Genomic DNA, 26,408 nt, shown 5'->3' with positions numbered 1-26,408 from the left:
CTCAGTCGGCGCCGGCCGCTCGCTCCGGCGCGCTCGGCTCTACCCCGCGCCAGGCGTACCAGGCGAAGAACAGCGCCATCAGCAGATAGCCGTGGACGAAGTCCGGCGCGGCGTACCAGGCCAGCTTAGGTGCGTGCATCAGGCCGACGCAGGCCATGCCGGCCGCCACCAGGGCGAACACGGTGGCCTGGCGGAACTGGCGATCGATCACCGCCACGCACATGGCGCCGAGCAGGATGGCGCTGAACATGGCGCCCTGCCCCAGCGCGCCGATGGCGCTGGAAATGCCCTCGACCACCTCAGGAGCGCCGCGGTTGAAACGAGTCGCCAGGTAGTTGGCGAAATACGGCAGCATCGCCAGCGCCACGGCCGGGTAGTAACGGGCATGGTTGCTGTTGAAGGCGGTGGCGATCATCGACATGCCGACGAACACCAGAATGGGCGCCACCACCGCCACCGGGATCAGCGCGGCGATGAAGGCGATCAGGCCGAACATGGTCGCCAGGCCGTACACCGCGCCGTTGAGCAGGCTGTAACCGCGCCCGGCGCCCATCCACTTCGAACCCACGGTGGCGATGTACACGGTGGTCGGGAACACGCCGCCGAACAGCGCACCGAGCGAGGTGCCGAGACCATCCACGGCCTGGCACTCGCGCACACTGTAGCTGTCCCCGGCGGCGCTCATGGCTTCGACGTTGTTCATGGTCTCGATGGCGTTGTAGAGGGTGATCGGCAGGATCACCGTCATCAGCGCCAGCATGGTGGTGAACAGCAGGCCCAGGCCTTCGTACCAGGCCAGGTTGGGCAACAGCGGATAGAAACCGAGGTGGGTGAAGGCATCGCTGAACTTGCTGCCGTCAGCCGCGCCGATCAGGTAGGCCAGCGCCGTCCCGACGACGATGGCGAACAGCGAGGCAGGCAGGCGGAATGGCATGCTCACCCGCGCCACCAGACCGACGATGGTGATGGCCAGCACCAGCAGGCCGATCACCGGAATCTCCAGGGTCTTGAACAGCATCTCGCCAGCGATGAAGGTCAGCGCCACGCCGGCCACCGCGCCGAGCATCGCCGCACGCGGCAGGTGGCGCTGCACCCAGCCGCCTATCAGGCTGATGGCCGCCTCGATCAGACCGCTGATGAAACAGGCAGCCACCGCCACCTTCCAGGCCAGCTCGGCGTCGCCGGTGAGGTTCTTCGCCGGCAGCAGCACACCGAACAGGAAGACGAACATCACCGGCGTGCTAATGCCGTAGGACAGTGCGGTGACGTCGGCGCGGTTCTCGCGGCGAGCCAGGCGCGCGGCGCTCCAAGCGTAGTAGAAGTTACCGGCCATTACCGCCACCGCCGCCCCGGGCAACACCTGACCGAACACGATCTCGGCAGGAAAGCCCATGCCCAGCATGCTGATGGCGATGATCACGAAGTTGGCGATGTTGTTCTGAAACAGGGCGAAGAAGGCGTCGGTATCTTCCTTCTTGTACCAGGGATAATGCACGCGCGGCGTCGACATGACGGGCTGAGTCCTTGTTGTCCGGATGGTCAGGCCGGCGAGTCTAGCAATCCGCGGTCATGGCATAAACGAACAAGGCAGCCGAAGCTGCCTTGTTGTCTGTTACCCAGCCCGCTAAGCGGTCTGGATCAACTTGCGGCGGCGCTGCAGCAGTACGACCAGACCGAACACCAGGAACGCTGGAATCCACATCAATTCCTTGACCCAGCGATCGGTCGGCGCACGTACCTTGAGGATCTGCTGGTCGAACTCCAGGCCGGCATCGGCAGCCATGCTGCCAAAGGTGACGCTGTCCACCAGCACCTTGTCGCCCTCTTCGTAGAGGTTCAGGCCGAGCTTCTCCAGACGCTCCTGACCCGAGGCACCATCGGGTACCGGCAGCAGCACGGTGAACTCGCGCGGATCACCCACGGCATCCTCGCCGCGAATACGCAGACGCAGCGAGCTCCCATCCTCAACGCCATTGAGCGCCTGGGCCAGCTGCGCCGGCGGGATGTCCTGATAGGGATCGTGCAGCATGTCCATCCAGAAGCCCGGGCGGAACAGGGTGAAGGCCACCAGCAGCAACAACACGCTTTCGTACCAACGGCTGCGCACCAGGAAGAAGCCCTGGGTGCCGGCAGCGAAGATCAGCATGGCGATGGTCGCCACGATGAAGATCAGCACACCGTGCCAGAAGTCGACGTCGATCAGCAGCAGGTCGGTATTGAAGATGAACAGGAACGGCAACGCGGCGGTGCGCAGACTGTAGAAGAACGCCACCAGGCCGGTCTTGATCGGGTCGCCCTTGGACACCGCGGCGGCAGCGAACGAGGCCAAGCCCACCGGCGGCGTCACGTCGGCCATGATGCCGAAGTAGAAGACGAACAGGTGCACTGCGATCAGCGGCACGATCAGGCCGTTCTGCTGCCCCAGCGCCACCACCACCGGCGCCAGCAGGCTGGACACCACGATGTAGTTGGCGGTGGTCGGCAGGCCCATGCCGAGGATCAGACTGAACACCGCCACCAGCATCAACATCAGCAGCAGGTTGCCCATCGACAGCAGCTCGACCAGGTCGGCCAGCACCAGGCCCACGCCAGTCTGCGAAACCGCGCCGACGATCACACCCGCCGCCGCGGTGGCGATGCCGATGCCGATCATGTTGCGCGCACCGGCGATCAGGCCTTCGCGCAGATCGACCACACCATCGATGAAGGTGCCATGTTCATGGCTGCCATCACGGCGCATCCAGCTCAGCAGCGGGCGCTGGGTCAGCAGGATGATGATCAGCATCACGCTGCCCCAGAAGGCCGACAGGCCGGGGGACAGACGCTCGATCATCAGGCACCAGACCAGTACCACCACCGGCAGCAGGAAGTGCAGGCCCGAGAGCAGTACCGCGCGGGTCTGCGGCAGTTCTTCCAGCGGCGCGTTGGGGTCTTCCGGCGGCAGTACCGGTACGCTGGCCGCGACTTTCAGCAGCGCCAGGTACACCACCGCGAGCAGCACGCCAATCACCGGCAGGGCGTACTCGCCGAGCGCCGGCTTGAGCCAGCCGAGGCCATAGTAGACCGCCAGCGACAGGCCGCTGATCAGCGCCGCGCCGAAGGCGAAGCCGGTCAGACGGCGCAGCCAGGGCTTGGGCTGATGACCACCGATGGGCTGCAGGCCGAGCTTGAGCGATTCCAGATGAACGATGTAGAGCAGCGCGATGTAGGAAATCGCGGCCGGCAGGAAGGCATGCTTGATGATCTCGACATAGGACATGCCGATGTACTCGACCATCAGGAACGCCGCAGCGCCCATCACCGGCGGCATGATCTGACCGTTGACCGAAGACGCCACCTCGACCGCGCCGGCCTTCTCCGAGGAGAAGCCGGTGCGCTTCATCATCGGAATGGTGAAGGTACCGGTGGTAACCACGTTGGCGATCGACGAGCCGGAAATCATCCCGGTCAGGCCGGAGGCCAGCACCGCCGCCTTGGCCGGGCCGCCACGGAAGTGACCGAGCAGGCTGAACGCCAGCTGGATGAAGTAATGCCCGGCGCCGGCACGTTCGAGCAATGCGCCGAACAAAACGAAGAGGAACACGAAGCTGGTGGAAACGCCCAGGGCGATCCCGAACACGCCTTCAGTGGTGATCCACTGGTGGTTGGCCAGCGCGTTGAAGCTGACCCCACGGTGCGCCAGCAGGCCGGGCATGTAGGGGCCAGCCACGCTGTAGATGAGAAACACCAGCGCAATGATCGCCAGGGGTGGGCCGAGCGCACGGCGCGTGGCTTCCAGCAGCAGGGGTATGCCAATGCAGGCCGTGACCAGGTCTGCCGTGGTCAGGCTGCCGGGGCGCATCGCCAACTGCTGGTAGAAGATGAACAGGTAGGCGGCACTGGCTGCGGCGACCAGGCCCAGGGCGATATCCAGCAGCGGTACGCGATCACGCGGCGACTTCTTGAACGCCGGGTAGGCGAGAAAGGCCAGCAACAAGGCGAAAGCCAGGTGAATGGCGCGGGTCTGGGTATCGTTGAGCACGCCGAAGCCGAAAATGAACGGCAGCGGCGAAGCGATCCATAACTGGAACAGTGACCAGAGCAAGGCGAGGCCGGCGATCACCCGCGCCATCAGGCCTGCGGGCGAACGCGCGCCGACATCCTGGGCGATCAGTTCCTCGGTTGATAATTGTTTTTCGGCCATAGGGTCGTACACCTACGTTGTCATTCGGATAAAAACGGCGAGCCCCTCGCTGACGGAGGGGCTCGGTTTTTGAGCCTGTAACAGGGGCTCTGAGCGCGCAGTTTACCTATCCCAGCTCAACTGCGCCCGTTATCGAAGAGTTTAGAGCCCAGCCGGAGACTCTCCACCCCGGCTAGAGCCAGCCTTTTTCCTTGTAGAAACGTATTGCCCCGTCATGCATGGGAGCCGTCAGCCCCGCCTTTATCATGTCCTCGGCCTGCAGATCGGCAAAGGCCGGGTGCAGGCGCTTGAAGCGCTCCAGGTTATCGAACACCGACTTGACCAACTGGTAGACGACCTCGGGATCGGTCCTGGCCGAGGTGGCCAGCACCGCTTTACCGCCGATGGACGGAACGGCCTGATCCACGCCAGGATAGACACCCGCCGGGATATCCGCCCTGGTGAAGTAGCTGGCCTGCGCCAGAAGCTTGTCGATATCAGGCCCGCTGACCGGGATCAGGCGGGTTTGCACGGTCGCCATGGCCTCCTGGATGGCACCACTCGGATGACCGACCACATAGGTGATGGCATCCAGATTGTTGTCCCCCAGCGCGGCCGCCATCTCCGCAGGTTTGAGTTCAGCGGCGAGGGCGAAGTCGGACTTGCTCCAGCCGCTGGCCTGGATCACCTCATCGAAGGTATCTCGACTGCCAGAGCCCGGCACGCCAATGTTCACGCGCTTGCCCTTGAGGTCGGCGAAGGTCTCGATACCGCTGTCTGCACGGGCGACTACCGTTAGGATCTCGCTCTGCAGGGAGAAGACCACGCGCAGATCTTCGACAGCGCCCTCCTGGTCGAAAGGCGCCTGGCCCGAGAGCGCCTTGTTCTGGTGATCGGACTGGATGAACCCGAAGTCGTAGTCGCCGCTCTTGATCGAGGCAATGTTGCTGACGCTGCCCGCGGAAGACGGCGCGTTGCACTTGATGCCGTGCTCGGCGCCACTGCGATTGAGGAACCGACAGATCGACTGTCCGGCTGTGTAATAAACCCCCGTCTGTCCACCGGTGCCGATGGTCACGTAGCGTTCCTGAGCGACCAGCGGGCTGCTCAGCAAGGTGCTGCCCATGACACAGGCCAGAAAGCCCATGATTCGATGCTGCTGCATATCAACGTCCTCGTGTTGTTGTTGTTTCGAACGGTCGATGGGCTGTCTCGCCAGCGCCATCGGTGGAACAAATGCGGCCGCTAAGCCGCCGTTTTACGCACTGCAATGACCATGATCTCGACCAGAACATCGGCAGAAGCCAGACGTGCCTCGACCGTCGCCCGGGCAGGCGCGCAGCCCGCTGGCAGCCAATCACTCCAGACCGTGTTCATGGCGGCAAAATCCTTCTCGATGTCTTTCAGCCAGATCTGCGCGCTGAGCATGTGGCTCCGATCCGATCCCGCCTCGGCCAGCAGCGTGTCGATCTTTTCCAGAACCTGGGCGGTCTGGCCCGCTACGTCCTGGCTGCGGTCGCCCGGCACCTGGCCGGAGAGGAAAACCAGATCGGAAAAGATCGTCGCACCAGAAAGGCGGTCGTTGGTCTGCATACGTTGCACGGACATGGCAAACTCCTGCTGTTGTGAGTGTTCGGGGGGTCTCAGGACGCCAACTGCAAGCCATCGAGAGCGATCGCCGGTTGCCGCCGGCCTATCAGTTGCGTCAGCACCTCGGCGCTGCCGCAGGCCAGGGTGAAGCCCAGGCTGCCATGGCCGACGTTCAGCCAGAGATTGCCGATACCGCTGGCGCCCAACAGCGGCGTGCCCTCCGGCGTCGCCGGGCGCATTCCCGCCCAGGGCTCGGCAGCCGCGTAATCGCCCGCGCGGGGAAAGCTGGCCTGGGCAAGCTGTCTCAACTCGGCCAGCCGATCAGGGTCTGGCGTGGCATCCCAACCGCCGATATCGACCATTGCAGCAACCCGCAAGCGTTCGCCCAGGCGAGCGTAGACCACCTTGTGGTCGTAATCGGTGACGTTGGTCTCCGGGCCCGCTGCACGGTCGGCCAGCGGCAGGGTGAGGCTGTAGCCCTTGAGCGGGTATATCGGCAGCCGCAAGCCCAGCGGGCGGAGCAAGGCCACGCTGCCGATACCGGCTGCGACCACCACATGATCGACCTCCAGTTCCCCGCCTTGCAGCGCCACGGCCCTCACCCTGCCGTGCTCCAGAGGTATTGCAGTGACCCGTTGCCCGGCATGCAGGCGGAACGAAGGATCGCTGCACAGCTTGCGCAGCAGTTGCCGGCAGAACTGATGACAATCACCGACCTCGTCGCCGGCCGCGAAGACCCCCCCCTGAAATTGTCCGGCCACGCCCTCGAGGGCGGGCTCCAGCTCGAGGCATTGATCGGCATCGAGCAGGCGTTGATGCGCCGATTCGCCGACTGCGCTGCGCGCCTTGTTCCAGCTCGCAGCGTTGCGGTAGATCACCAGCTTGCCATTGGCACGCCAGGAGAAATCATCCAGCGCCTCATGCTCACGCCAGCCCTGCAACACCGACTGGCTGTACAAGGCCAGGCGCAGCAGGTGGGCGCCATTGCGCTGGTTCACCGAGCGACGGCAAGCCAGCAGAAAGCGCAGGCACCATTGCCACTGATGCGGGCTCAGACTGGGGCGAAAACGCAGCGGGGCATTACCCTGCAGCATCCAGGACAGCGCCTGCAGCGGCACGCCGGCATCGGCCAAGGGTGAAACATAGCGATAACTGAGCTGACCGCCGTTGGCGAAGCTGGTCTCCAGCGCCACTTCCTCACGCTGCTCGATCAGATCCACCCGATACCCTTGACGCAGCAGCGCGTAGGCCGTGCTTAGCCCTATCACCCCACCACCGATAATCGCGACCCGCATGATCCATCCCCCGCATCTGAATGAAGTCAGGGTATGGAGGGGCGAAACGGGCGGCCAATGAAAAGATGGCGGCAGCCCATAACCCTAGGTTATGTTCCCTCGACCACGCGGGAGCTCTGATTGCTGATGCGCCTACGCCACGTCGAACTGTTTCAGGCAGTCCTGCAGACCGGGAGTCTCACGGCTGCAGCAGAGCTGCTGCACATCTCCCAGCCGGCTGCCAGCAAGATTCTGCAGCATGCCGAACAGCAGCTGGGGTTTGCCCTGTTCAGCCGTGTACGCGGCAAGCTGCTGCCCACCGCAGAAGCGCGGATACTGCAGCAACAGACCGAACGCCTCGCTGCCGAGCTGCAGGATCTGCGGCGCCTGTCCGATAGCCTGCGCCGCGGCGAGGAACGGGCGCTGCGCCTGATCTGCACACCCACCCTGGCGCAGACCCTGCTGCCTGACGTGGTATGCGACTGGCGCGCCGAATTTCCGCACACCCGATGCGACCTTGCGACCCAGCACACCAACGAAATCATCCAGGCACTGTTGTTGCGCGAGGCCGATATGGGCCTGACGCTGCAACGTGTGGAGCATCCGGACCTGCACACTGAAGTGCTGACTCAGGGGCGGATGATGGCCATCGCCCCACCGGGTTGGTGGAGTGAGCAGGAATGCGCGACGCCCATGCGCCTGCAGAACATGGCGGGGCTGAGCCTGATCGGTCTGGACACACGAGATGCATTGGGCGGTCTGCTGCGCGGGCACATCCAGGAGCTGGACCCGCCTGCCCGTATCGACATTTCGGTCCAGACCTACCAACTGGCCCGCATGCTGGTAGCCGCCGGGCAGGGGCTGGCGCTGGTCGACCCGTTCACGGCCCTGTCAGGCAATCTCGGAGAGGTTCAGGCCCGCCCGCTGGAACCCGTGATCCCCGTGCCCCTTTACCTGTTGCGGCGCTTCGACGAGACCCCCTCGGCCGCTCAGCAGGCGCTGCTGAAACGTCTGCAGAGGCTGGCCATCGACCTGCTCGATGAGCAGGACTGAGGCAAATCCGGGACAAAAGAAAACCGCGGCCAGGGCCGCGGTTTCGTCTAGCGCCGGGGTGCTGACTTACAGCCAGCCGCGCTCTTTGTAGTAACGCTCGGCGCCTTCGTGCAGCGGGGCAGTCAGACCGACCTTGATCATGTCCTCTTCCTTCAGGTCAGCGAAGGCCGGGTGCAGACGCTTGAAGCGATCGATATTGTCGAACACCGACTTGACCAGCTGGTAGACCACTTCCGGATCGGCCTTGGCGCTGGTGGACAGCACGGCCTTGCCGCCGATGGACGGAGTCGGCTGGTCGTTGCCCTTGTACAGACCGCCTGGGATGTCAGCCTTGGTGTAGTAGGTCTTCTCACCCAGCAGCTTGTCGATCTCGGCGCCGGTTACCGGAACCAGCACCGCGTCGGTGGTGGTGGTGGCTTCCTGGATCGCGCCGTTGGGATGACCGACGAAGTAGGTCATGGCGTCGATGTTGTTGTCGCCCAGTGCGCTGGCCTGCTCGGCCGGCTTCAGCTCGGCAGCCAGGGCGAAGGCGGAACGATCCCAGCCTTTGACGGCCATGATCTCTTCCAGGGTGTCGCGCTGACCGGAACCCGGGTTGCCGACGTTTACACGCTTGCCCTTGAGGTCATCGAAGCTTTTGATGTTGGCGTCACGGCGGGCGAGGATGGTGAACACTTCGCTCTGCAGCGAGAACACCGCACGGATATCGCTCATCGCGCCTTCGGCTTCGAACGGCGCAGCGCCATTGAGGGCCTTGAACTGATGGTCGGACTGCATGATGCCGAAGTTGAATTCGCCGCTGCGAATGCCGTTCACGTTGGCCACGCCGCCACCGCTGGCCGGGGCGTTGCACTTGATACCGTGCTCGGCCGAGCCACGGTTGAGGAAGCGGCAGATGGACTGACCGGCTACGTAGTAGACGCCTGTCTGGCCGCCGGTGCCGATGGTGACGAATTTCTCTTCGGCCTGTGCCATGCCACTCAGGGCAGTGCCCGCGAGCGCGGCGGACAGGACCCATGCCAAGGATTTGCCTTTCATGGGAAATCTCCTTTTTCTGTTGTTTTTGAGCGAGCGCGCCTTGTGAGCGACGTCCGGGTGGGAAGTCTAACCGCTCACGGCGAATATGCACGCATTGTTGGCCAATCGGTCGTAACCGCTTGTGAGACGCGCTCCCCGGAAAGCTTCCCGCACGATCCCTGCCATTGCGTCCAGAGCGAGCGGGCCATGCGTCGATTCACCGCGGCCCGGACTGATCCTGATCAATAAAGCGCCAGCAGCGGCACCCTAGTATTGCTAGCCAATTGCCATATAGCGCGATCATCCATGTCTCGGACCCACCTGCTGCTTAGCCTGCCGGACACTGTTTCCAGCCAGCAGATAACCCATATGCTGCGCGATCAGGCACCTCACTGTCAGGTGATCGATAGCCTCGACGGTTGCCAGCAGCAGCCGCTGTGCCGCTGGCTGCAACGCTTGCCGGTGGGCAGCCTGGGCGATGTGCAGAGCAATCTCGACGAGGCCATCGAGGTTCTCGAACGCACCCGACACGCCTTCAAGTCGGGCCAACTGGCCGAGCTGCGCAAACGCCTGAGCCAGCTGCGCGAAGAGTTGTCCACGCTGGGGCAATGCGGTAAAAGCTAAGCCTATTAGGTTCCGCCCCCGCGCGGAGACCGGCTTTGCCGGGCAGGACACAGGGCCTGCAAGACAGAGCGCCGCTGGCCGCCTTCCTTCGGGAAGCGCGGCCGGCGGCGCTTTTTTTTTGCGCCAAGGAAAAGCACGAGGCTGAGATGGGCAACGAACAAGAATTCCAGGAACTGCTCCAACACATCGCCCCGGATCCGGAAGAGCTGCGGCAGCGCCTGCGTTTTCTTGACTGGCGTCAGGCTGACAACGAGCGTCTGGCGCGTTATACGCAGCGCGTCGAACGCGCCAACCGGAACTTCGTCGACAGCCTTTATCAGGAACTGGCCGACTACCCGGCGCCAACAGCCATTCTCGGCGACAGGGCCGTCATCGAACGCCTCAAGCGAAGTCAGGCCGAGTACTACCGCGGCCTCTGGCAAAGCCCGCCGGATGAAGCCTACGTGCTGGAGCGGCTGCGCATCGGCTGGGTCCACCAGCGCGTGGGGGTCGATCTGAAGTGGTACCTTGGCGCCTATCGCCTGTACCTGGATCGTCTGCTCAGCGAACTGTTCGGCTCATCGGTGGCCAGCGACTGCTTCTCCAGCCTGATCAAGAAGGTGTTCTTCGACGTCGGCCTGGCTCTGGACAGCTACGGCGCCGCCCAGCGCAAGGCGCTGCAGGACAGCGAGGCACGCTATGCCCGTGCCATGCGTGGCGCCAACGACGGCCTGTGGGAATGGCAGCTGGAGCAGGATCAGCTGTACCTCTCCGAGCGCTGGATTCGCATGCTCGACCTTGACCGAGACAGCCTATCGCCCACCAGCCAGAGCTGGTTCAGCCGCGTACACAGTGATGATCTGCCCGGCCTGCGCCAGGCCATCGACAACCACCTGCGCGGCCTGTCGCCCTTCCTGCACCACGAGTACCGCATTCGCCGCCGCGACGGCAGCTATCTCTGGGTACTGGTGCGCGGCGTCGCCGATACCTGCAGCAGCGGCCTGCGCCGCATGGCCGGCTCGCAGAGCGACATCAGCCAGCGCCGCGCCGCCGAGGAGCAACTGCACCATGCCGCGCGCCACGATCCGCTCACCGGCCTGGCCAACCGCGCCCGCCTCAGCGAGCTGCTGCAACAGGCGGTGCAGCGCCGCCAGCGCCCGGGTGCGCGCGAGGCTGCGCTGCTGTTCATCGACCTCGATCGCTTCAAGCTGATCAACGACAGCCTCGGTCACCAGGCCGGCGACCGGGTGCTGGTGGAAGTGGCCGAACGCCTCAGCCACTGCCTGCGCCCGGGCGATCATCTGGCGCGGTTCGGCGGTGACGAGTTCGTCGCCCTGCTCGACGACCTGGCCTGCATGGGCGACGCCGAACGGGTCGCCCAGCGCATGCTCGACAGTCTGCACACACCGCTGCGGCTACCGGAGCAGACCTTGTCGGTCAGTGCCAGCATCGGCATCGCCGGCCTGCAGGAATGCGGTCAGCCACTGGACCCGCTGCAGGCCGCCGATCTGGCGTTATACCGCGCCAAGAGCGCGGGCAAGGCGCAATTTGCCCGCTACAGCAGCGAGCTGCAGCAGCAGGCGCAACGCCAGCTGGAACTGCAAAGCGCCCTCGCTCAGGCCAGCACGCGCGGCGAGCTGCGCCTGGTGTACCAGCCGATCTGCCAGCTGGACGGCAACCAACCGCGGCTGATCGGGGTGGAGGCACTGCTGCGCTGGCAGCATCAAGGCCGTGAAATCTCACCGTTGGAGTTCATCCCTTGCCTGGAAGAGTCCGGCGAAATCCTTGCAGTCGGCGACTGGGTGCTGCAGCAGGCGTGCAGCCAGGTGCGCAACTGGCAGCTGAGTGGACAGCCGCACTTGCGCTGCTCGGTCAACCTGTCCAGCCGCCAGTTGCAGCAGAGCGATTTCGCTGCGCGCGTCGCCGACATCCTCAGGCACAGCGGGCTGCCGCCGTCGAGCCTGGTGCTGGAAATCACCGAAAGCCAGTTGATGGAAGACAGCGCGCAGAACCTGGCCTGCCTGCGTGAGCTGGCCAGCCTCGGCATCCAACTGGCGCTGGACGACTTCGGCACCGGCTACTCCTCGCTCGGCTACCTCAAGCGCTTCCCGCTGCACATCATCAAGGTGGACAAGAGCTTCATCGCCGGCGCGCCGCAGGACAGCGAGTCGCTGGCCATCAGCCGGGCGATCATCGGCCTCGGCCGCAGCCTGGGCCTGGCGGTGGTGGCCGAGGGCGTGGAAAAGCAGGCGCAGCTCGATTTTCTCTGCAACGAAGGTTGCCACTATGCGCAGGGTTACTGGTTCGGCCGGCCGCGTGCACCGCATGAGTTGCAGCGCCTGCTCAGCGGCGAGGACTGCTTCGATGGCCTGTGGTGTCCGCTGCGCGCAGAGGGAATACAGGCATAACGCGCCGCTCGCGCCGGCACATTATCCGCGTCGATGATGACTATCCCTGCGCACCACGTGCGTGGCCGCGAGCCAAGGGGTTAGAGTAGCCGGCCATGCAACGAGGAGACTCCCCATGAGCCGACTGGCCTCCATCAAGCTCTCCACCCTCGACCTGGCGCCTATCCGCGATGACGGCGATGCCGCCCAGGCCCTGCACAATTCACTGGCGCTGGCCCGGCACGTCGAAAGCCTCGGCTTCGAGCGCTTCTGGGTGGCCGAACACCACAACATGGACGGCATCGCCAGCTCCGCCACGTCTGTCCTGCTTGGCTATCTCGCTGCCGGCACCTCGAGAATCCGCCTCGGCGCCGGCGGGGTGATGCTGCCCAACCATGCGCCACTGGTGATTGCCGAACAGTTCGGCACGCTCGCCACGCTCTACCCCGGGCGGATCGAGCTGGGTCTGGGCCGCGCGCCCGGTGCCGACCAGTACACCGCCCATGCCCTGCGCCGCAGCCGCGATGGCAGCGCCGACGACTTCCCCAACGACGTCGAGGAGCTGCAGACCTACCTCGGCCCGCGCCAGGAAGGGCAACGAGTGATCGCCATGCCCGGCACCGGCACCAACGTGCCGATCTGGCTGCTCGGCTCCAGCCTGTTCAGCGCCCAGCTGGCCGGCATGAAAGGGCTGCCCTACGCCTTCGCCTCGCACTTCGCGCCGCGCTATCTGCATGAGGCGATCCGCATCTACCGCAACCACTTCCGCCCCTCGGACGTGCTGGACAAGCCCTACGTGATGCTCGGCGTGCCGCTGCTGGCAGCCGACAGCGACGAGCAGGCGCAGCATCTGGCCACCTCGGCGTTCCAGCGCATCCTCGCGTTGATCCGCGGCCAGAGTCTGGTGCAGCGCGCGCCAGTGGCGAGCATGGAAGGCTTGTGGCTGCCGCATGAGTGCCAGGCCGTCAGCGAGTTTCTCGGCCTGGCCGCCATCGGTGGGCCGCAGACCGTACGCCAGCGCCTGGAACAATTGCTCGAACAAACCGAGGCGGATGAACTGATCTTCACCTGCGACATGTACGACTTCGCCGACCGCCTGCACGCCTTCGACATTCTGGCCGAGCTGCAACGCGGCTAGCAGAACTTGTAAGCGTGACAACCCTCTGAAACAGAGCAGGCCGCCAGTTCGGCGGCCTCGTTCACTCATTGGGAGACGCATATGAAGAAGACAGCTTCGGCCCACTGGCAGGGCGGCATCAAGGACGGCAAGGGCACCATCTCCACCCAGAGCGGCGCGCTCAAGGATTCCCCTTACGGCTTCAACACCCGTTTCGAGGACAAGCCCGGCACCAACCCCGAAGAGCTGATCGGTGCCGCCCACGCCGGCTGTTTTTCCATGGCCCTGTCCAAAGAGCTGGGCGAAGCCGGCATGACCGCCGAGAGCATCGAAACCACGGCGCAGGTAACCCTGGACAAGGTCGATGGCGGCTTCGAAATCAGCGCGGTGCACCTGACTCTGCGCGCGAAGATTCCTGGCGCAGAGCGCTCTGCCTTCGAGAAAGCCGTGGAAGCGGCCAAGACCGGCTGCCCGGTGTCCAAGGTGCTCAAGGCGACCATCACCCTGGAAGGCATACTCGAAGCCTGAGCCAACCCCGGCGACGCACCCGACGCTCAGTAGGGTGCGCCGTGCCGCCTCAGATCGCCGTCCCGCAGCGCAGCACCTCACCACGCGCCAGCACGTTTCGCTGCTCGTCATACAGCCAGGCCTGCGCCTTCATCAGTTGCTGGCGCGCCTCGAGGCGATAACGTCGGCCCGCGGCGAATTCGTCGTAACGCAGGCGAATCTCGCAGGTCATGCGCAGCGGTTCGCTCTGCATGCCCAGGGTCGCCCCGCTGCGCACCTCGAACTGAAAGCGCGTTTGCAGCTCATGCTGGCCCGGCGTCACCTGAAAGTAACGGCCATCCGGCCAGCGCTTGTCGTCCAGACGATCAGCCATCAGCAGGGTGTCGGCAGTGGAATACAGTTCGACCCAGGCCTGCTGCGGATCGGGCTTGGGCAGGGGTGAAGCGCAGGCCCCGAGCAGCATCAGGGCGGGAGCGAGAAGCAGGGCGCGCATGGCGACCTCCGATAAGGGTTCGGATACCAGCCTACACCGGGAAGCCGGCAAAACCGAGGCGAAAGGGGCTGGAGACAACCCACGCGATCAGCTAGCGTGACGGCATGCCCAACGCCTGCCCTATCGACCTGCTACGCCGCATCGCGGTTCCCCTGCTCGCCCTGCTGCTGGGCGGCTGTTCGACCGTCGATTACTACGCGCATCTCGGCCAGGGCCAATGGCAGCTGCTGCAGGCGCGCAAGCCCGTCGAACGCATGCTCCAAGACCCTGCCACCGATCCTGATCTGGCCAGGCGCCTGGCGCTGAGCCAGCAGGCACGCGACTTCGCCAGCACGCAGTTGCAGCTGCCTGAAAACCGTAGTTATCGGCTATACGCCGACCTTGAGCGCCCCTTCGTGGTGTGGAATGTGTTCGCCACGCCGGAGTTTTCCCTCGAGCCCGAGCTGCACTGCTTTCCCATCGCCGGCTGCGTCGCCTATCGCGGCTACTACCAGCAGGGCCGGGCACGCGGCGCCGCTGCACTGCTGCGCCAGCAGGGGCTGGATACCTACATCGGTGGCGTGGAGGCCTACTCGACCCTGGGCTGGTTCGACGATCCGCTGCTCAGCACCATGCTGCGCTGGAGCGACGAACGCTTCATCGCGGTGATCTTCCACGAACTGGCGCACCAGCAGTATTACCTGCCGGGGGATACCGCCTTCAACGAGTCCTTCGCCACCTTCGTCGAGCGCGAGGGGCTGCGCCAGTGGCACGCGGCCCGTGGTGAAACGCCGCCAGCCAGCGATGACCGTCAGCGCCAGCAGTTCATCGAACTGGTGCTGGCCAGTCGCGAGCGCCTCAAGCAGCTCTATGCCAGCGAGCTGCCGGAGCAAGCCATGCGCGCCGCCAAGCAGGCCGAGTTCGAGCGCCTGCGCCACGACTACCGCGCCATGCGCCAACAATGGGGAGGTCAGGGCCGCTATGACGCCTGGATCGAAGGCCCGCTGAACAACGCCAAGCTGCTGCCCTTCGGCCTCTATGACCAGTGGGTGCCGGCTTTCGCTGCGCTGTTCGAGGAGCAAGGACGAGATTGGCGCGCGTTCTACGCAGCAGTCGCTACGCTCGGTCGCCAGCCCGAAGCGGATCGTCGGGCCAGGTTGGCAAGCCTGCTGCAAAACGACTAGAACTGCTGGGCAAATTGCCAGTCCAACCTACTCAGGTTTCGCCCAACACTGGAGGTACAAGCGATGCAACGACTGATTCCCGCCCTGGCCCTGATGCTTCTGGCTGGCGGCGCGCTGGCCGCGCCCAAGCCCTGCGAAGAACTCAAGCAGGAAATCGAAACGAAGATTCAGGCCAACAATGTGCCCAGTTACACCCTGGAAATCGTGCCCAACGACGAAGTTCAGGATCAGAGCATGGTCGTCGGCAGCTGCGACGGCGGCACCAAGAAGATCATTTATCAGCGTAACGGCTGATACACCCCGGTAGGAGCGAGCTTGCTCGCGAAGCTTTCGCTTTCATTCATTCGCGAGCAGAGCTCGCTCCTACAGTTCTCAGCAGCCGAACGCCCGGTGCATCTCTTCCAGCGTCTCGAAATGAAAGGCCGGCGCCTCGCCGACGAGCTCCTCACGGCTGCCGAAGCCATAGCCCACCGCCACAGCCTGCAAACCATTGCTGCGCGCGCCGATCAGGTCGTGCTTGCGATCACCGATCATTAGCGCCGAGTCAGGCGCCACCTGTTCCGACTCCAGAAGATGAGCCAGCAGCTCCACCTTGTTGGTGCGCGTGCCATCCAGCTCACTGCCATAGATGCGCTTGAAGTAGCGATCGAAACCGAAATGCCGGGCGATTTCCTCGGCGAATACCGTCGGTTTGCTGGTGGCGATATACAGCGTACGCCCCTGCGCCACCAATGCTTCGAGCAGCGCCTCGACACCCTCGAACACGCGATTCTCGTAGAGGCCGGTGACCCGGAAGCGCTCGCGGTAATGATTGACCGCCTGCCAGCCGGTGGCCTCGTCCAGCGCATAGGTCGCCATGAAGCACTGCAGCAAGGGCGGGCCGATGAAGTGCTCCAGCGCGGTCAGATCCGGCTCATCGATCCCCAACTTGGCCAGGGCGTACTGCACCGAACGGGTGATGCCCTCACGCGGGTCGGTGAGGGTGCCGTCGAGGTCGAATAGGATGGTGGAGTGATGCATGAGGCTTCAGGCTTCGGCAGTTCGGGGGGCACACAGCATAAGGCAATTGCCGGCGCCACCCAACGCCGCGCCATCCCGAGCGCGGACCGTGCCAAAGCCGGGCATGTCGCTGTCACCCGATTCACAAGCGGGCACGCCGGCAAAAACACCGCGGCGAAATTGCTGAGCTGCCTATTCGGCAGTGAAGTGCAGACTCTCAGTGAACTGGGGTGCACGCGTTTTCTGAGCTGCCTATTCGGCAGTGAAGTTTCAGTCCGGTATCAGGGTCGAAAACGATGTTTTCTGAGCTGCCTATTCGGCAGTGAAGTGCAGCTTGTAGCTGCGTAGCGCGCGGTTGATTTTCTGAGCTGCCTATTCGGCAGTGAAGGATCTGCGCCGGCCGGTGGCCGAGCTGCGCGATTTCTGAGCTGCCTATTCGGCAGTGAAGCGCCAGCATATCGAGGAAGGCGAGCACATTCGTTTCTGAGCTGCCTATTCGGCAGTGAAGCTGTTGTGCATCCTCCAGGGAAATTCCCTGAGTTTCTGAGCTGCCTATTCGGCAGTGAAGACCTCCAGGGCCGTGAGGAATATTCAGAGTCTTTTCTGAGCTGCCTATTCGGCAGTGAAGTAGTCGATGCGCTGAGTTTTCGCGTTCCGTTTTTTCTGAGCTGCCTATTCGGCAGTGAAGGGCCGGAGCGGCGCAGAAGGCGCCCAAGGTCATTTCTGAGCTGCCTATTCGGCAGTGAAGGTCGCCCATCGAGCACCCGCGCCTTGCCCCACTTTCTGAGCTGCCTATTCGGCAGTGAAGTAAGAGCCAACACCGCGGCAGCGATACTGCCCTTTCTGAGCTGCCTATTCGGCAGTGAAGACACTATGGCTGAGGCGTTCGCTGTTCTCCCTTTTCTGAGCTGCCTATTCGGCAGTGAAGGAGGAGGCCACAAGCAAACCAATGTGGCGCCATTTCTGAGCTGCCTATTCGGCAGTGAAGAGACATAACCCGAGCCAGCCATCGACGCCCAATTTCTGAGCTGCCTATTCGGCAGTGAAGCCGCCTCGCCCCATCTGGCGCGATGCGCTGTTTTTCTGAGCTGCCTATTCGGCAGTGAAGCGTACCGCCCTCGATCGCGCGTTGCACAGCCTTTTCTGAGCTGCCTATTCGGCAGTGAAGTAGAGACATTACTCGCCAATCCCTTGCCTGGCCAGGCCTGCAGGCGCTAACGCGGCAAATACCCTTTTCTGCGCTGCTCTACTAACCCTTTGATTTATAAAGGCATCTGAATGGCCCGCAAAAAGAGGGTCGGCAAGCTCGGGCAAAGATGGTAAACCGCCATGATGCCAACGGGAGTCATCATGGACGACATCAGCCCCTCCGACCTAAAGACCATCCTCCATTCCAAACGCGCCAACCTCTATTACCTGCAGCACTGCCGAGTGCTGGTCAACGGTGGGCGGGTGGAGTACGTCACCGATGCCGGCAAGCAGTCGTTGTACTGGAACATTCCCATCGCCAACACCACCACTATCCTGCTCGGCACCGGCACTTCGATCACCCAGGCGGCGATGCGTGAGCTGGCCAAGGCTGGCGTGCTGGTGGGTTTCTGTGGCGGTGGCGGCACGCCACTGTTCTCGGCCAATGAGATGGATGTGGAAGTCGCCTGGTTCTCACCGCAGAGCGAATACCGCCCCACCGAATACCTGCAGAAGTGGGTGAAGTTCTGGTTCGACGATGACAAGCGCCTGGAGGCGGCCAAGGCTTTTCAACTGGCGCGCCTGCAACGTATCCGCCAGGGCTGGCTGCATAGCCGATCACTCAAGGATGCCGGCTTCCAGGTCGATGCCGCCAGCCTGGAGCATGCCCTCGATACCTCGCAGCGCGCTATCCGGGCAGCGCCGGACAATACCTTCCTGCTGACCGAAGAAGCCCGCCTGAGCAAGCAACTGTTCGCCCTCGCCGCCCGTGCCGTCAGCTATGGCGACTTCACCCGCGCCAAGCACGGCTCCGGCGGTGACCCCGCCAATCGCTTTCTCGACCACGGCAACTACCTGGCCTACGGCCTGGCCGCCAGCGCTACCTGGGTGCTTGGCATCCCCCATGGCCTGGCCGTGCTGCACGGCAAAACGCGCCGCGGCGGCCTGGTGTTCGACGTGGCCGATTTGGTGAAAGACGCCAGCATCCTGCCGCAGGCCTTCGTCAGCGCAGTGCGTGGCGACGAGGAACAGGAGTTTCGCCAGGCCTGCATCGAAAACCTCACGCGTGGCGAATCGCTGGACTTCATGATCGACACCCTCAAGGCAGTGGCCGAGCAGGTTGGCGCATGAACGTGTTACTGATCAGTCAGTGCGACAAACGCGCCCTGGTGGAGAGCCGGCGCATCCTCGACCAGTTCGCCGAGCGCCGCGGCGAGCGCACCTGGCAAACGCCGATCACCCAGGCCGGCCTGGATACCCTGCGCAAGCTGCTGAAGAAGAGTGCCAGGCGCAATACCGCCGTGGCCTGTCACTGGATACGCGGCAAGGATCACAGCGAGCTGCTGTGGATAGTCGGCGACGCCAGCCGCTTCAACGAGCAGGGCGCGGTGCCCACCGACAGCACCCGCCGCGATGTGCTGCGCAAGGATGACGAGAACGACTGGCACAGCGCCGAGGACCTTCGTCTGCTCAGCGCCCTGGCCGCGCTGCTGCATGATCTGGGCAAAGCCAGCCTGGCCTTCCAGAACCGCCTCAAACCTGGCGCGCCCATGGAGCGCAACCTGTATCGCCACGAATGGACATCGCTGCGTCTGTTCCAGGCCTTCGTCGGCAACGACGGCGACCCGACCTGGCTGGCGCGCCTGGCCAGCCCCAGCGAGCAGGATGACGCCACCTGGCTGAGCCGCCTGCAACGCGATGGCCTCGACCCCAACTGCGACAAGCCCTTTCGTAACTTGCCGCCTCTGGCCGCCGCCCTGGCCTGGCTGGTGCTGACCCATCACCGCCTGCCCCTGATGCCCAGCGAGGACGCGCGCCTGGGCAGTAAGATCCGCCACTTCCAGCTCGGCATGTTGAAGAACCTGCCGGGAGATATCGACGCCAGCTGGAACGAGCATTGTGCTACCCGGGACAGGGCGCAGATCGAAGCTTACTGGCACTTCCCCCACGGCCTGCCCGTGACCACCAAACGCTGGCGAGAACGCGCCAGCAAGCAGGCCCACCGCCTGCTAGCTCTGCTGCCACGCCGCACCCAGCGAGACTGGCTGGAGAGCCCTTACCTGATGCACCTGGCACGCCTGAACCTGATGCTCGCCGATCACCACTACTCCAGCCTCACCGGCCCGGGCCGGGTGCAGGGCGAGGCGGGCTATCCGCTGTGGGCCAATACCGAGCGCAAAAGCGGCAAGTTCAACCAGGGCCTCGACGAGCATCTGCTGGGGGTCGAGGCCAATGCCGGGCTGATCGGCCATCGCCTGGCCGACTTCGAACGCAGCCTGCCACGCCTGAGCCGGCACAAGGGCTTGAAGAAGCGCAGCGGCACCGAACGCTTCCGTTGGCAGGACAAGGCCTTCGATCTGGCCGCCGGCATGCGCGAACAGGCTGCCCGGCACGGTGCCTTTATCGTCAATATGGCCTCCACCGGTTGCGGCAAGACCCTGGGCAATGCACGCATCATGTATGCCCTGAGCGACCCCGAGCGCGGCATGCGCTGTGCCTTCGCCCTTGGCCTGCGCAGCCTGACCCTGCAAACCGGGCGCGCCTTCCGCCAACGCCTTCGACTGGACGAGGACGACCTGGCCATTCGCGTCGGTGGCGCGGCCAACAGCACCTTGTTCGAGCGCCAGCAGGCGCTCGCCGAAAGCAGCGGCTCGGCTTCCAGCCAGGCACTGTTCGAAGACGATGGTCATGTGCGCTTCGACGGCAATGTGAACGCCCATCCGCTGCTCAACAAGGTGATCCACGAACCCCAGGTGCGCGCCCTGCTGATCGCGCCGGTACTGGTCTGCACCATCGACCACCTGACCCCTGCCACCGAGAGCCAGCGCGGCGGACGGCAGATCGCACCGATGCTGCGCCTGATGAGCGGCGACCTGGTGCTCGACGAGCCGGACGATTTCGATATCGCCGACCTACCCGCCCTGGCGCGCCTGGTGCATTGGGCCGGGCTGCTGGGCAGCCGCGTGCTGCTGTCTTCGGCCACCCTGCCGCCCGCCCTGATCCAGGGTTTGTTCGAGGCCTATCACGCCGGCCGTGTCGAGTATCAGCGCCACCGTGGCGAACGCCCTGGCGAGCTGCCGTCCATCGCCTGTGCCTGGGTCGATGAACAGCGGCAAAGCCGCCTGGACTGTAGCGACAGCGCCAGTTTCAGCGCCGCCCACCTGGACTTTGCCCAGCGCCGCCACGCCTGGCTCGCGACGCAGCCCGCGCGCCGCCAGGCGCAACTGCTGCCCCTGCACTTTGCCAGCCAACGCCCGGATGAGATTCGCCCGGCCTTCGCCGAACAGATACTGACCGCCGCCCGCAGCCTGCACGACACCAACGCCACAACCGACCCGCACAGCGGCAAGCGCGTAAGCTTCGGCCTGGTACGCATGGCCAATATCGACCCCCTGTTCGATGTGGCGCTAGCCCTGTTTCGCCTGGGCGCCGCCGAAGGCACTCGCATCCACCTCTGTGTGTACCACTCGCAGTTCCCGCTGCTGTTGCGCTCGGCCATCGAAAACCGGCTGGACACCTTCCTGCAACGTGAACAGCCGCAAGCGGTATTCGCCCTGCCGGAAATCCGCCAGCGCCTGCAGCGCCACGATGAGCCGGATCAACTGTTCATCGTGCTGGGCTCGCCCGTGACCGAAGTGGGCCGCGACCATGATTACGACTGGGCACTGGTCGAACCTTCGTCCATGCGCTCGCTGATCCAGCTGGCCGGGCGCGTGCGGCGCCATCGCCCCGAGCCCTGGAGCGCCACCAATGTGCAGATATTCGACAGCAATCTGCGCCATGCCGAACGGCGCGACCAGCCAGCCTTCTGCAAACCGGGTTTCGAGACGGAGCACCCCTGGCGGTTGAACAACCATCGTCTGAACGCGCTGTTGGAGGTAGAACAGTACCAGCAGATCGATGCCCGCCCACGCATCCTCGAGCGCCCCGCGCCACTGGATGCCAAGAACAACCTGGTCGACCTGGAACACGCCCGCCTGCAAGGCTGGATGCTGCAACCTGCCGCACCAGATCCGTCCATGCTGTCAGAGCGCGAACGGCGACGGCAAAGCAGCCAGCCACAAGAAATGAATGCCCATGACGGCTGGAGCCAGCCGCTGTTGCACCTCACGGCCCTGGCCCAGCAGCAGCAACCATTCCGCCTCGACACCCAGCCAAGGGTGCAGCTGATCTTGCTGCCGGATGAAGACGGCGAGGATTACCGGTTGCACCGCATCGACCCCGGCCAGCGCCGCTACGAGCTGATCTACGTGCCGGTGGAAAACAGCCTGCACCAGCGCATCGCAGACCACGAACTGGCCGGCCCGCGCATCAGCCCCTGGGGCACTACCGACTACCTCCTGGCCTTGTCTGAACTGGCGCAGGAGCTGGACATGAGCCTGGAGGGCTGTGCCCAGCGCTTCGGCACCGTCAGCCTGCCCGAGAGCGAGCGCGGCTGGCGCTTTCACCCAGTGCTGGGGTTTGCCAAGCGCAGGTGAGATTCCCCTACACCCTGCGCGGCGTGTAGCAGGGCTAGAGCATCGCGGCTAAAGCCCCTCCCACGGCGTTTGAAGACCTGTGGGAGGGGCTTTAGCCGCGACTCCGTTGGGTAGGAACCCGTGATGTCAGTAGCTAACTATCAATCCGAAAATCCCCATGCAGCGCCCGCCAGTGCTCGCGCAGCACAGCCTTGTGCGCTTCGTGCATAGGGCTGTCGCGCAGGGCTGCCGGCCATAGCGCGCGAGCCTTATCGAGGGCCGCCTTGAGGTTGTAGAGAATCGGCGACTCCGGCAGGTCCGCGCGCTTGGCCCAGCGCCGGAAGTGCTCGAGCGATACCTCGTACCACTGCTTGGTCTGCGCCATGTTCAGCGCGTAGTGCTGCTCGGCAGGGATATAGGCCTTGGTGAAGAGGATGTCGTAGGCCGGCGACAGCACCGGGTTCACGCCATCGGGATAGAGAACGCTCCAGTTCTTCAGATGCGCGTCGCCGTTGCCCAGCAGGATGTTGACCAGCAAGCGCACAGCCATCTGCACCACGTCGCGCTGTCCGCTGTAGGTATTCTGATAGATCAGTCGGGCGATCTGTTCGTAACTGGCCTTCTGGTACTTGTCCGCCGCATAGGCGAACAGCACCTGGGCGAAGTCCTCGGCATGCACGCGCTTGCCCTCGGCCCGATCGAAACGGCGGATGCCATAGGCATAACCTTCATCCGGCAGCTTGATCTGCGGCAGACGCTCGAGCTTGTCGAGTTCTACCAGACGGATTTCCGGTATATCCACGCCGGCCAGCGCCGCAAGGTGCATGCAGGTGTATTCGTTGAGCGGTACATGATCATGCACCGTGGAGGGCGTCTTGATGATCCAGTCACCGGGCGCCGCCGCATCCCCCAATTGGTAACGGCCATCGCGCTGGTGCATGGAAAACTTCATCTGCACCCCCGCCAGGGAAAAATGCGCCACCCGGTCCACGGTATCCACCGCCACTCGGTCGAGCCGCCCACGATCACCGAAGGCCGCATCCGGGATAGCCTCGGCAGCAACCGGCTCGGCGATTAGCGCACCGGGCAGGTCGCCGCCCAGGTGTACCAACAGCGGGAACTCGTTGTGCTCGTGGACCTTCAAGCGCTGGGCCAGCAGTTGGCGCAGCGCGCCTTCGGGCAGCAGGTTGCTCAGCAGCGGGTGCAACTGCATATTGGTCGCCACCGGGAAACTCTTGCCCGCACGGGCCGCGAAGGTGGCCGGGTTGGCCAGTGACAGGGTCAGCGCGGGACGGTTGGCATCCTCAACAAACGACGGCGCCAGCGACAACACCGTGCGGTTATGTGCATAGCCGGCCACGTAACCCACCAACTGCCCATGCAACGTCAGCCTGAGTGCCGAAACCTGCTCGCCGGCCATCAGTCGTCACCCAGCTCTTGCCAGGGGTCTTCGATGGTTTCCTTGACGCCCGCGCCAGGCGCAGACGATGGCGAGCGGTCCATGGCGTAGTTCTGTTGTGCCTTGGCGGGGCCGGCCTCCAGCAGTTGCTCGACCTGACGTGCCAGCTCCTTGGGGATCAGCATCAGAGTGGCATCCAGGCCTTCGGCGATCTTGTCCAGGGTAGCCAGGCTGGGGTTACCGTCTTTCTCGATCTTGCCGTACTGCTGGCGATTGAGCCCCACCCGCAACGGCATATCCGTGCCTTTCAGGCCGAGTTGCAGGCGTCGGCGTTTGATCTGGGTCAGCACTGTGCTGCGCATGGGCCTCCTCACTCGCTCTATCCAGAGTGCAGCACATAAGGCTCTATTGAATAGAGAGAGCTTTTTATGCTGCAAATAAATCCAATCGAAGCATATTTACTTCATTATTAAATGAAGCTTTTAAGATTCACAAGCACTTATTTGCAGTGTATATGATTCTTTTCAAAGAGGATGCAGCATAAATGGCTCAATTCTTCTGATTCAGATGGGCAATCAAAAATACTGGCAAAACAATGCTACGTTTCGTATTGCCTCCCAGCATAAGGACACGCTGCTATGCACAACCCGTCCCCACACCGACAAAGCAAAATCCGCAATCTCATCCAAGGTTTTATCGCCGAACGCCTGGCCACCAAGCTCGAAGGTCTGGCCAATGATGACCCCAAGCGCACCACCCTGCTCGAGCAATACCAGCCGGCAGCCTGGCTGGCAGATGCCGCCCGCCGCGCCGGGCAGATCCAGGCGGTGACCCATACGCTCAAGGCCATTCATCCGGATGCCAAGGGCACCAACCTCTACTGCCTGCCGAACAGCTTGCCGCAGCATGCGCTGGTCGGCAGCCATTGCCTGGGCGACGACTTTGCCGGCGATGTGGTGGGCAATGCCGCCGCGCTGGATGTCTACAAGCTGCTCAAGCTGCAGCACGACGGCCAGACGCTGCTCGACCTGCTGCTGGCAGAAGATGCCGACGCCATCGCCGCGCTGCATGAGGATGGCGAGCAAGCGCAGATCCTGGCCACCGCCTTTACCGGCATCACCCGCGCCCGCGACGGCCTGGCCTCCCACACCCACGGCAAGCAGTTGTACTGGCTGGTTGGCGAAGATCCGCGCGACGATGAGCAATACCATCTACTCGCCCCGCTATATGCCAGCTCGCTGGCGCATCGGGTGTATCAGGAGATCCAGGCCGACCGCTTCGGCGAGCCGGCCAAGGAAGCGCGCCAGGCACGCCGCGACAAGCAGTTTCACCCTGGCGTGATCCACGAATACCCCGACCTGGCCGTGCAGAAGCTCGGTGGCACCAAACCGCAGAACATCTCCCAGCTCAACAGCGAACGCCGTGGCGACAACTACCTGCTCGCCTCCCTGCCGCCCAGTTGGCAGCAGCGCGACGTACGCCTGCCGATCCGCACCCGTGACGGTTCGATCTTCCCCGCTTTCGGCCAGCGCCCGGCGGTGGCCGAGCTGGCGCGCAACCTGCGCGACTTCCTGCTCAGCGGCCCGCCACCCAATGTGCATACCCGCAACAGCCGCGATGAACTGCTCACCGAGCTGATCGACGAATTGCTGCTGTACGCCGCCGAGCTCTGGGCCTTCGAGCCCGGCTGGTCGGCCAAGCCCGAGTGCAACCTCAACCGCGCCGAGCAGCTGTGGCTGGATTTCCGCCGCGCCGAGCACGACGCCATCTTCGCCAGCGAATGGCGACGCATGGAGTGGCTCACGGAAATTCGCGAACGCTTCGCCAACTGGCTCAATGCACGGCTGGTCAGCAAGCTATCGGTCGGCGATGTGGAGAACAGCTACTGGGTCAAAAAGGCCGGCGGCAATGCCCTGTGGCTCGACCTCGACTGGCTGAACCGGGCCTGGGTCGAACAATTCGAGCGCGAGCAACGCGACCTGGAGGCCGAACATGAGTGAACTTCCCTCCTCAAACGGCCTGCTGATCGTCCCCCATCTGCGGGTGCAGAACGCCAACGCCATCTCCAGCCCGCTGACCTGGGGCTTCCCCGCCATCAGCGCGTTCATTGGCCTGATGCAAGCATTGGAACGCAAGCTCGATGGCCGCTTCGCCCTGATGTTCGACAGCGTCGGCGTGGTCTGCCACAGCCACGAGGCGCAGGTCACTGGGGGCTATCAACGCGCCTTCCGCCTGACCCGCAACCCGGTCAACGAGCGCGGTGAAACCGCCGCCATTGTCGAAGAGGGGCGCATCCACCTGGATATCACCCTGATCTTCGGCGTCAGCGGCTATAGCGAAGACGGCCAGCCCAACCCGGTACAGGGCGACTGGCAACAGCGCCAGCAGATTGCCCGCGACATCGCCGACCTGCTGGGCGGCATGCGTATCGCCGGGGGCAGTGTATTCCTCGACCCGCAGCACAAGCCGATGCTGCAGCCCCTGGCCCAGGGCGAGGAACGCAGTGCCCAGTTCCGTCGGTTGCGCCGCCGCTGGCTACCGGGCTTTGCCCTGGTCAGTCGCGACGACCTGCTGCAAAACCACCTGCAGCAACTACGTGGCGAGAACGCCAACGCCGATCTGCTCGATGCCTGGCTCGACCTTTCACGCCTGAACCTGCGCGCCCAGGAAGCCCGCCCGGCCAGCGAAAGCCAGCCTGCCAAAGTCGAGTGGCGCGCCCAGCGCGTAGTGCCCAATGGCTGGCTGGTGCCGATCCCGGTCGGTTACGGCGCCCTCGGCCCACTGCAAGCCGCCGGCAGCGTGGCCAACGCGCGGGACGGGCAAACCCCGCTGCGTTTCGTTGAAAGTCTCTACTCCATCGGCCAATGGCTCAGCCCGCACCGGCTGCGCGATGTCGATGACCTGCTCTGGTACGCCAGCGCCGACCCCGAGGCCGGCCTGTACCGCTGCCACAACCTTTACAGCCAAAACCTCTGCACTGATGACATGGAGTGACCATC

21 protein-coding genes and 1 CRISPR repeat array are annotated in these 26,408 nt (G+C 64.0%); of the genes, 11 read left to right on the top strand and 10 right to left on the bottom strand.

The genetic code is table 11. The features are described from left to right. Position 1: 1 nt before the first annotated feature. The 5 genes from DXK50_RS04885 to DXK50_RS04865 all read right to left on the bottom strand — a co-directional run bounded on the left by DXK50_RS04885 (position 2) and on the right by DXK50_RS04865 (position 7,047). Entirely contained in the window at positions 2-1,510 is a 1,509-nt protein-coding gene (locus DXK50_RS04885) for an NCS2 family permease (RefSeq protein ID WP_212629522.1), read from the bottom strand. A gap of 114 nt (positions 1,511-1,624) precedes the next feature. Further along, positions 1,625-4,183, bottom strand: a complete 2,559-nt coding sequence (locus DXK50_RS04880; protein WP_212629521.1) for a TRAP transporter permease — start codon at positions 4,181-4,183, stop codon at positions 1,625-1,627. 172 nt (positions 4,184-4,355) lie between these two features. Further along, entirely contained in the window at positions 4,356-5,327 is a 972-nt protein-coding gene (locus DXK50_RS04875) for a TAXI family TRAP transporter solute-binding subunit (RefSeq protein WP_212629520.1), read from the bottom strand. An 80-nt stretch (positions 5,328-5,407) separates the two neighbouring features. Next, on the bottom strand, positions 5,408-5,770 hold the full coding sequence (locus tag DXK50_RS04870; protein ID WP_161866723.1) for a RidA family protein: 363 nt from the start codon (positions 5,768-5,770) through the stop codon (positions 5,408-5,410). A gap of 35 nt (positions 5,771-5,805) precedes the next feature. Next, positions 5,806-7,047: a D-amino acid dehydrogenase gene (locus tag DXK50_RS04865; protein ID WP_212629519.1), complete on the bottom strand. Its 1,242-nt coding sequence runs from the start codon at positions 7,045-7,047 to the stop codon at positions 5,806-5,808. Positions 7,048-7,173: 126 nt separating this feature from the next. Here DXK50_RS04865 and DXK50_RS04860 point away from each other — a divergent pair, with 126 nt between their 5' ends. Next, on the top strand, positions 7,174-8,079 hold the full coding sequence (locus DXK50_RS04860; protein ID WP_212629518.1) for a LysR family transcriptional regulator: 906 nt from the start codon (positions 7,174-7,176) through the stop codon (positions 8,077-8,079). A gap of 66 nt (positions 8,080-8,145) precedes the next feature. Here DXK50_RS04860 and DXK50_RS04855 read toward each other — a convergent pair whose 3' ends face one another. Then, a complete protein-coding gene (locus DXK50_RS04855) occupies positions 8,146-9,117 on the bottom strand; it encodes a TAXI family TRAP transporter solute-binding subunit (RefSeq protein ID WP_161866726.1) in 972 nt (323 codons plus the stop codon). Positions 9,118-9,402: 285 nt separating this feature from the next. Here DXK50_RS04855 and DXK50_RS04850 point away from each other — a divergent pair, with 285 nt between their 5' ends. The 4 genes from DXK50_RS04850 to DXK50_RS04835 all read left to right on the top strand — a co-directional run bounded on the left by DXK50_RS04850 (position 9,403) and on the right by DXK50_RS04835 (position 13,731). Further along, on the top strand, positions 9,403-9,720 hold the full coding sequence (locus tag DXK50_RS04850; RefSeq protein WP_212629517.1) for a hypothetical protein: 318 nt from the start codon (positions 9,403-9,405) through the stop codon (positions 9,718-9,720). Positions 9,721-9,866: 146 nt separating this feature from the next. Next, positions 9,867-12,107: a putative bifunctional diguanylate cyclase/phosphodiesterase gene (locus DXK50_RS04845; RefSeq protein WP_212629516.1), complete on the top strand. Its 2,241-nt coding sequence runs from the start codon at positions 9,867-9,869 to the stop codon at positions 12,105-12,107. Between the two features lie 115 nt (positions 12,108-12,222). Continuing rightward, positions 12,223-13,224 (top strand): LLM class flavin-dependent oxidoreductase, encoded by a 1,002-nt coding sequence (locus tag DXK50_RS04840; RefSeq protein ID WP_212629515.1) that lies wholly within the window; start codon positions 12,223-12,225, stop codon positions 13,222-13,224. A gap of 81 nt (positions 13,225-13,305) precedes the next feature. Next, positions 13,306-13,731 (top strand): OsmC family protein, encoded by a 426-nt coding sequence (locus tag DXK50_RS04835; RefSeq protein ID WP_161866730.1) that lies wholly within the window; start codon positions 13,306-13,308, stop codon positions 13,729-13,731. Positions 13,732-13,780: 49 nt separating this feature from the next. On the opposite strand, the gene DXK50_RS04830 is transcribed toward DXK50_RS04835, so the two are convergent. After that, positions 13,781-14,203, bottom strand: coding sequence for a PA0061/PA0062 family lipoprotein (locus tag DXK50_RS04830; RefSeq protein WP_212629514.1), 423 nt, complete (start codon positions 14,201-14,203; stop codon positions 13,781-13,783). 104 nt (positions 14,204-14,307) lie between these two features. On the opposite strand from DXK50_RS04830, the gene DXK50_RS04825 reads away from it, so the two are divergent. After that, positions 14,308-15,366, top strand: coding sequence for an aminopeptidase (locus tag DXK50_RS04825; protein ID WP_212629513.1), 1,059 nt, complete (start codon positions 14,308-14,310; stop codon positions 15,364-15,366). A gap of 63 nt (positions 15,367-15,429) precedes the next feature. Continuing rightward, positions 15,430-15,660, top strand: a complete 231-nt coding sequence (locus DXK50_RS04820; RefSeq protein WP_161866733.1) for a DUF1161 domain-containing protein — start codon at positions 15,430-15,432, stop codon at positions 15,658-15,660. 78 nt (positions 15,661-15,738) lie between these two features. Here the strand turns inward: DXK50_RS04820 and DXK50_RS04815 are convergent, their stop codons facing one another. Beyond that, positions 15,739-16,386, bottom strand: coding sequence for an HAD family hydrolase (locus DXK50_RS04815; protein WP_161897780.1), 648 nt, complete (start codon positions 16,384-16,386; stop codon positions 15,739-15,741). A gap of 159 nt (positions 16,387-16,545) precedes the next feature. Further along, a CRISPR array of direct repeats spans positions 16,546-17,533; the repeat unit is 28 nt; unit sequence TTTCTGAGCTGCCTATTCGGCAGTGAAG. 182 nt (positions 17,534-17,715) lie between these two features. Between DXK50_RS04815 and cas1f the strand changes: the two genes are divergently transcribed. Continuing rightward, complete coding sequence (cas1f, locus tag DXK50_RS04810; protein ID WP_212629512.1) at positions 17,716-18,684, top strand: type I-F CRISPR-associated endonuclease Cas1f; 969 nt, start codon at positions 17,716-17,718, stop codon at positions 18,682-18,684. Beyond that, complete coding sequence (gene cas3f, locus DXK50_RS04805; protein ID WP_212629511.1) at positions 18,681-22,031, top strand: type I-F CRISPR-associated helicase Cas3f; 3,351 nt, start codon at positions 18,681-18,683, stop codon at positions 22,029-22,031. The genes cas1f and cas3f overlap by 4 nt, the downstream gene beginning before the upstream one ends. A 133-nt stretch (positions 22,032-22,164) precedes the next feature. Here cas3f and DXK50_RS04800 read toward each other — a convergent pair whose 3' ends face one another. Both DXK50_RS04800 and DXK50_RS04795 read right to left on the bottom strand, forming a co-directional pair. Further along, on the bottom strand, positions 22,165-23,430 hold the full coding sequence (locus DXK50_RS04800) for a type II toxin-antitoxin system HipA family toxin (protein WP_212629510.1): 1,266 nt from the start codon (positions 23,428-23,430) through the stop codon (positions 22,165-22,167). After that, positions 23,430-23,771 carry a helix-turn-helix transcriptional regulator gene (locus DXK50_RS04795; protein ID WP_090435071.1) on the bottom strand — a complete coding sequence of 114 codons (342 nt, stop codon included), beginning with the start codon at positions 23,769-23,771 and terminating at the stop codon, positions 23,430-23,432. The genes DXK50_RS04800 and DXK50_RS04795 overlap by 1 nt, the downstream gene beginning before the upstream one ends. 276 nt (positions 23,772-24,047) lie before the next feature. On the opposite strand from DXK50_RS04795, the gene csy1 reads away from it, so the two are divergent. Both csy1 and csy2 read left to right on the top strand, forming a co-directional pair. Continuing rightward, positions 24,048-25,409 (top strand): type I-F CRISPR-associated protein Csy1, encoded by a 1,362-nt coding sequence (csy1, locus tag DXK50_RS04790; protein ID WP_212629509.1) that lies wholly within the window; start codon positions 24,048-24,050, stop codon positions 25,407-25,409. Next, positions 25,402-26,403, top strand: a complete 1,002-nt coding sequence (gene csy2, locus DXK50_RS04785; RefSeq protein ID WP_212629508.1) for a type I-F CRISPR-associated protein Csy2 — start codon at positions 25,402-25,404, stop codon at positions 26,401-26,403. Before csy1 ends, csy2 begins: the two co-directional genes overlap by 8 nt. Positions 26,404-26,408 lie beyond the last annotated feature (5 nt).

It is taken from the genome of Pseudomonas sp. KB-10 (assembly GCF_018221585.1).
Taxonomy (GTDB): Bacteria; Pseudomonadota; Gammaproteobacteria; order Pseudomonadales; family Pseudomonadaceae; genus Aquipseudomonas; species Aquipseudomonas yangonensis.
This window is presented reverse-complemented; position numbering and strand designations above follow the sequence as displayed.

Bases quoted from the DNA above. Each gene is read 5' to 3' on its own strand.
- DXK50_RS04815 (WP_161897780.1), bottom strand. From the start codon at position 16,386: ATGCATCACTCCACCATCCTATTCGACCTCGACGGCACCCTCACCGAC.
- DXK50_RS04830 (WP_212629514.1), bottom strand. From the start codon at position 14,203: ATGCGCGCCCTGCTTCTCGCTCCCGCCCTGATGCTGCTCGGGGCCTGC.
- DXK50_RS04875 (WP_212629520.1), bottom strand. From the start codon at position 5,327: ATGCAGCAGCATCGAATCATGGGCTTTCTGGCCTGTGTCATGGGCAGC.
- DXK50_RS04880 (WP_212629521.1), bottom strand. From the start codon at position 4,183: ATGGCCGAAAAACAATTATCAACCGAGGAACTGATCGCCCAGGATGTC.
- cas3f (WP_212629511.1), top strand. From the start codon at position 18,681: ATGAACGTGTTACTGATCAGTCAGTGCGACAAACGCGCCCTGGTGGAG.
- csy2 (WP_212629508.1), top strand. From the start codon at position 25,402: ATGAGTGAACTTCCCTCCTCAAACGGCCTGCTGATCGTCCCCCATCTG.
- DXK50_RS04845 (WP_212629516.1), top strand. From the start codon at position 9,867: ATGGGCAACGAACAAGAATTCCAGGAACTGCTCCAACACATCGCCCCG.
- DXK50_RS04795 (WP_090435071.1), bottom strand. From the start codon at position 23,771: ATGCGCAGCACAGTGCTGACCCAGATCAAACGCCGACGCCTGCAACTC.
- csy1 (WP_212629509.1), top strand. From the start codon at position 24,048: ATGCACAACCCGTCCCCACACCGACAAAGCAAAATCCGCAATCTCATC.
- DXK50_RS04860 (WP_212629518.1), top strand. From the start codon at position 7,174: ATGCGCCTACGCCACGTCGAACTGTTTCAGGCAGTCCTGCAGACCGGG.
- DXK50_RS04835 (WP_161866730.1), top strand. From the start codon at position 13,306: ATGAAGAAGACAGCTTCGGCCCACTGGCAGGGCGGCATCAAGGACGGC.
- DXK50_RS04855 (WP_161866726.1), bottom strand. From the start codon at position 9,117: ATGAAAGGCAAATCCTTGGCATGGGTCCTGTCCGCCGCGCTCGCGGGC.
- DXK50_RS04850 (WP_212629517.1), top strand. From the start codon at position 9,403: ATGTCTCGGACCCACCTGCTGCTTAGCCTGCCGGACACTGTTTCCAGC.
- DXK50_RS04820 (WP_161866733.1), top strand. From the start codon at position 15,430: ATGCAACGACTGATTCCCGCCCTGGCCCTGATGCTTCTGGCTGGCGGC.
- DXK50_RS04885 (WP_212629522.1), bottom strand. From the start codon at position 1,510: ATGTCGACGCCGCGCGTGCATTATCCCTGGTACAAGAAGGAAGATACC.
- DXK50_RS04800 (WP_212629510.1), bottom strand. From the start codon at position 23,430: ATGGCCGGCGAGCAGGTTTCGGCACTCAGGCTGACGTTGCATGGGCAG.
- DXK50_RS04840 (WP_212629515.1), top strand. From the start codon at position 12,223: ATGAGCCGACTGGCCTCCATCAAGCTCTCCACCCTCGACCTGGCGCCT.
- DXK50_RS04865 (WP_212629519.1), bottom strand. From the start codon at position 7,047: ATGCGGGTCGCGATTATCGGTGGTGGGGTGATAGGGCTAAGCACGGCC.
- DXK50_RS04870 (WP_161866723.1), bottom strand. From the start codon at position 5,770: ATGTCCGTGCAACGTATGCAGACCAACGACCGCCTTTCTGGTGCGACG.
- DXK50_RS04825 (WP_212629513.1), top strand. From the start codon at position 14,308: ATGCCCAACGCCTGCCCTATCGACCTGCTACGCCGCATCGCGGTTCCC.
- cas1f (WP_212629512.1), top strand. From the start codon at position 17,716: ATGGACGACATCAGCCCCTCCGACCTAAAGACCATCCTCCATTCCAAA.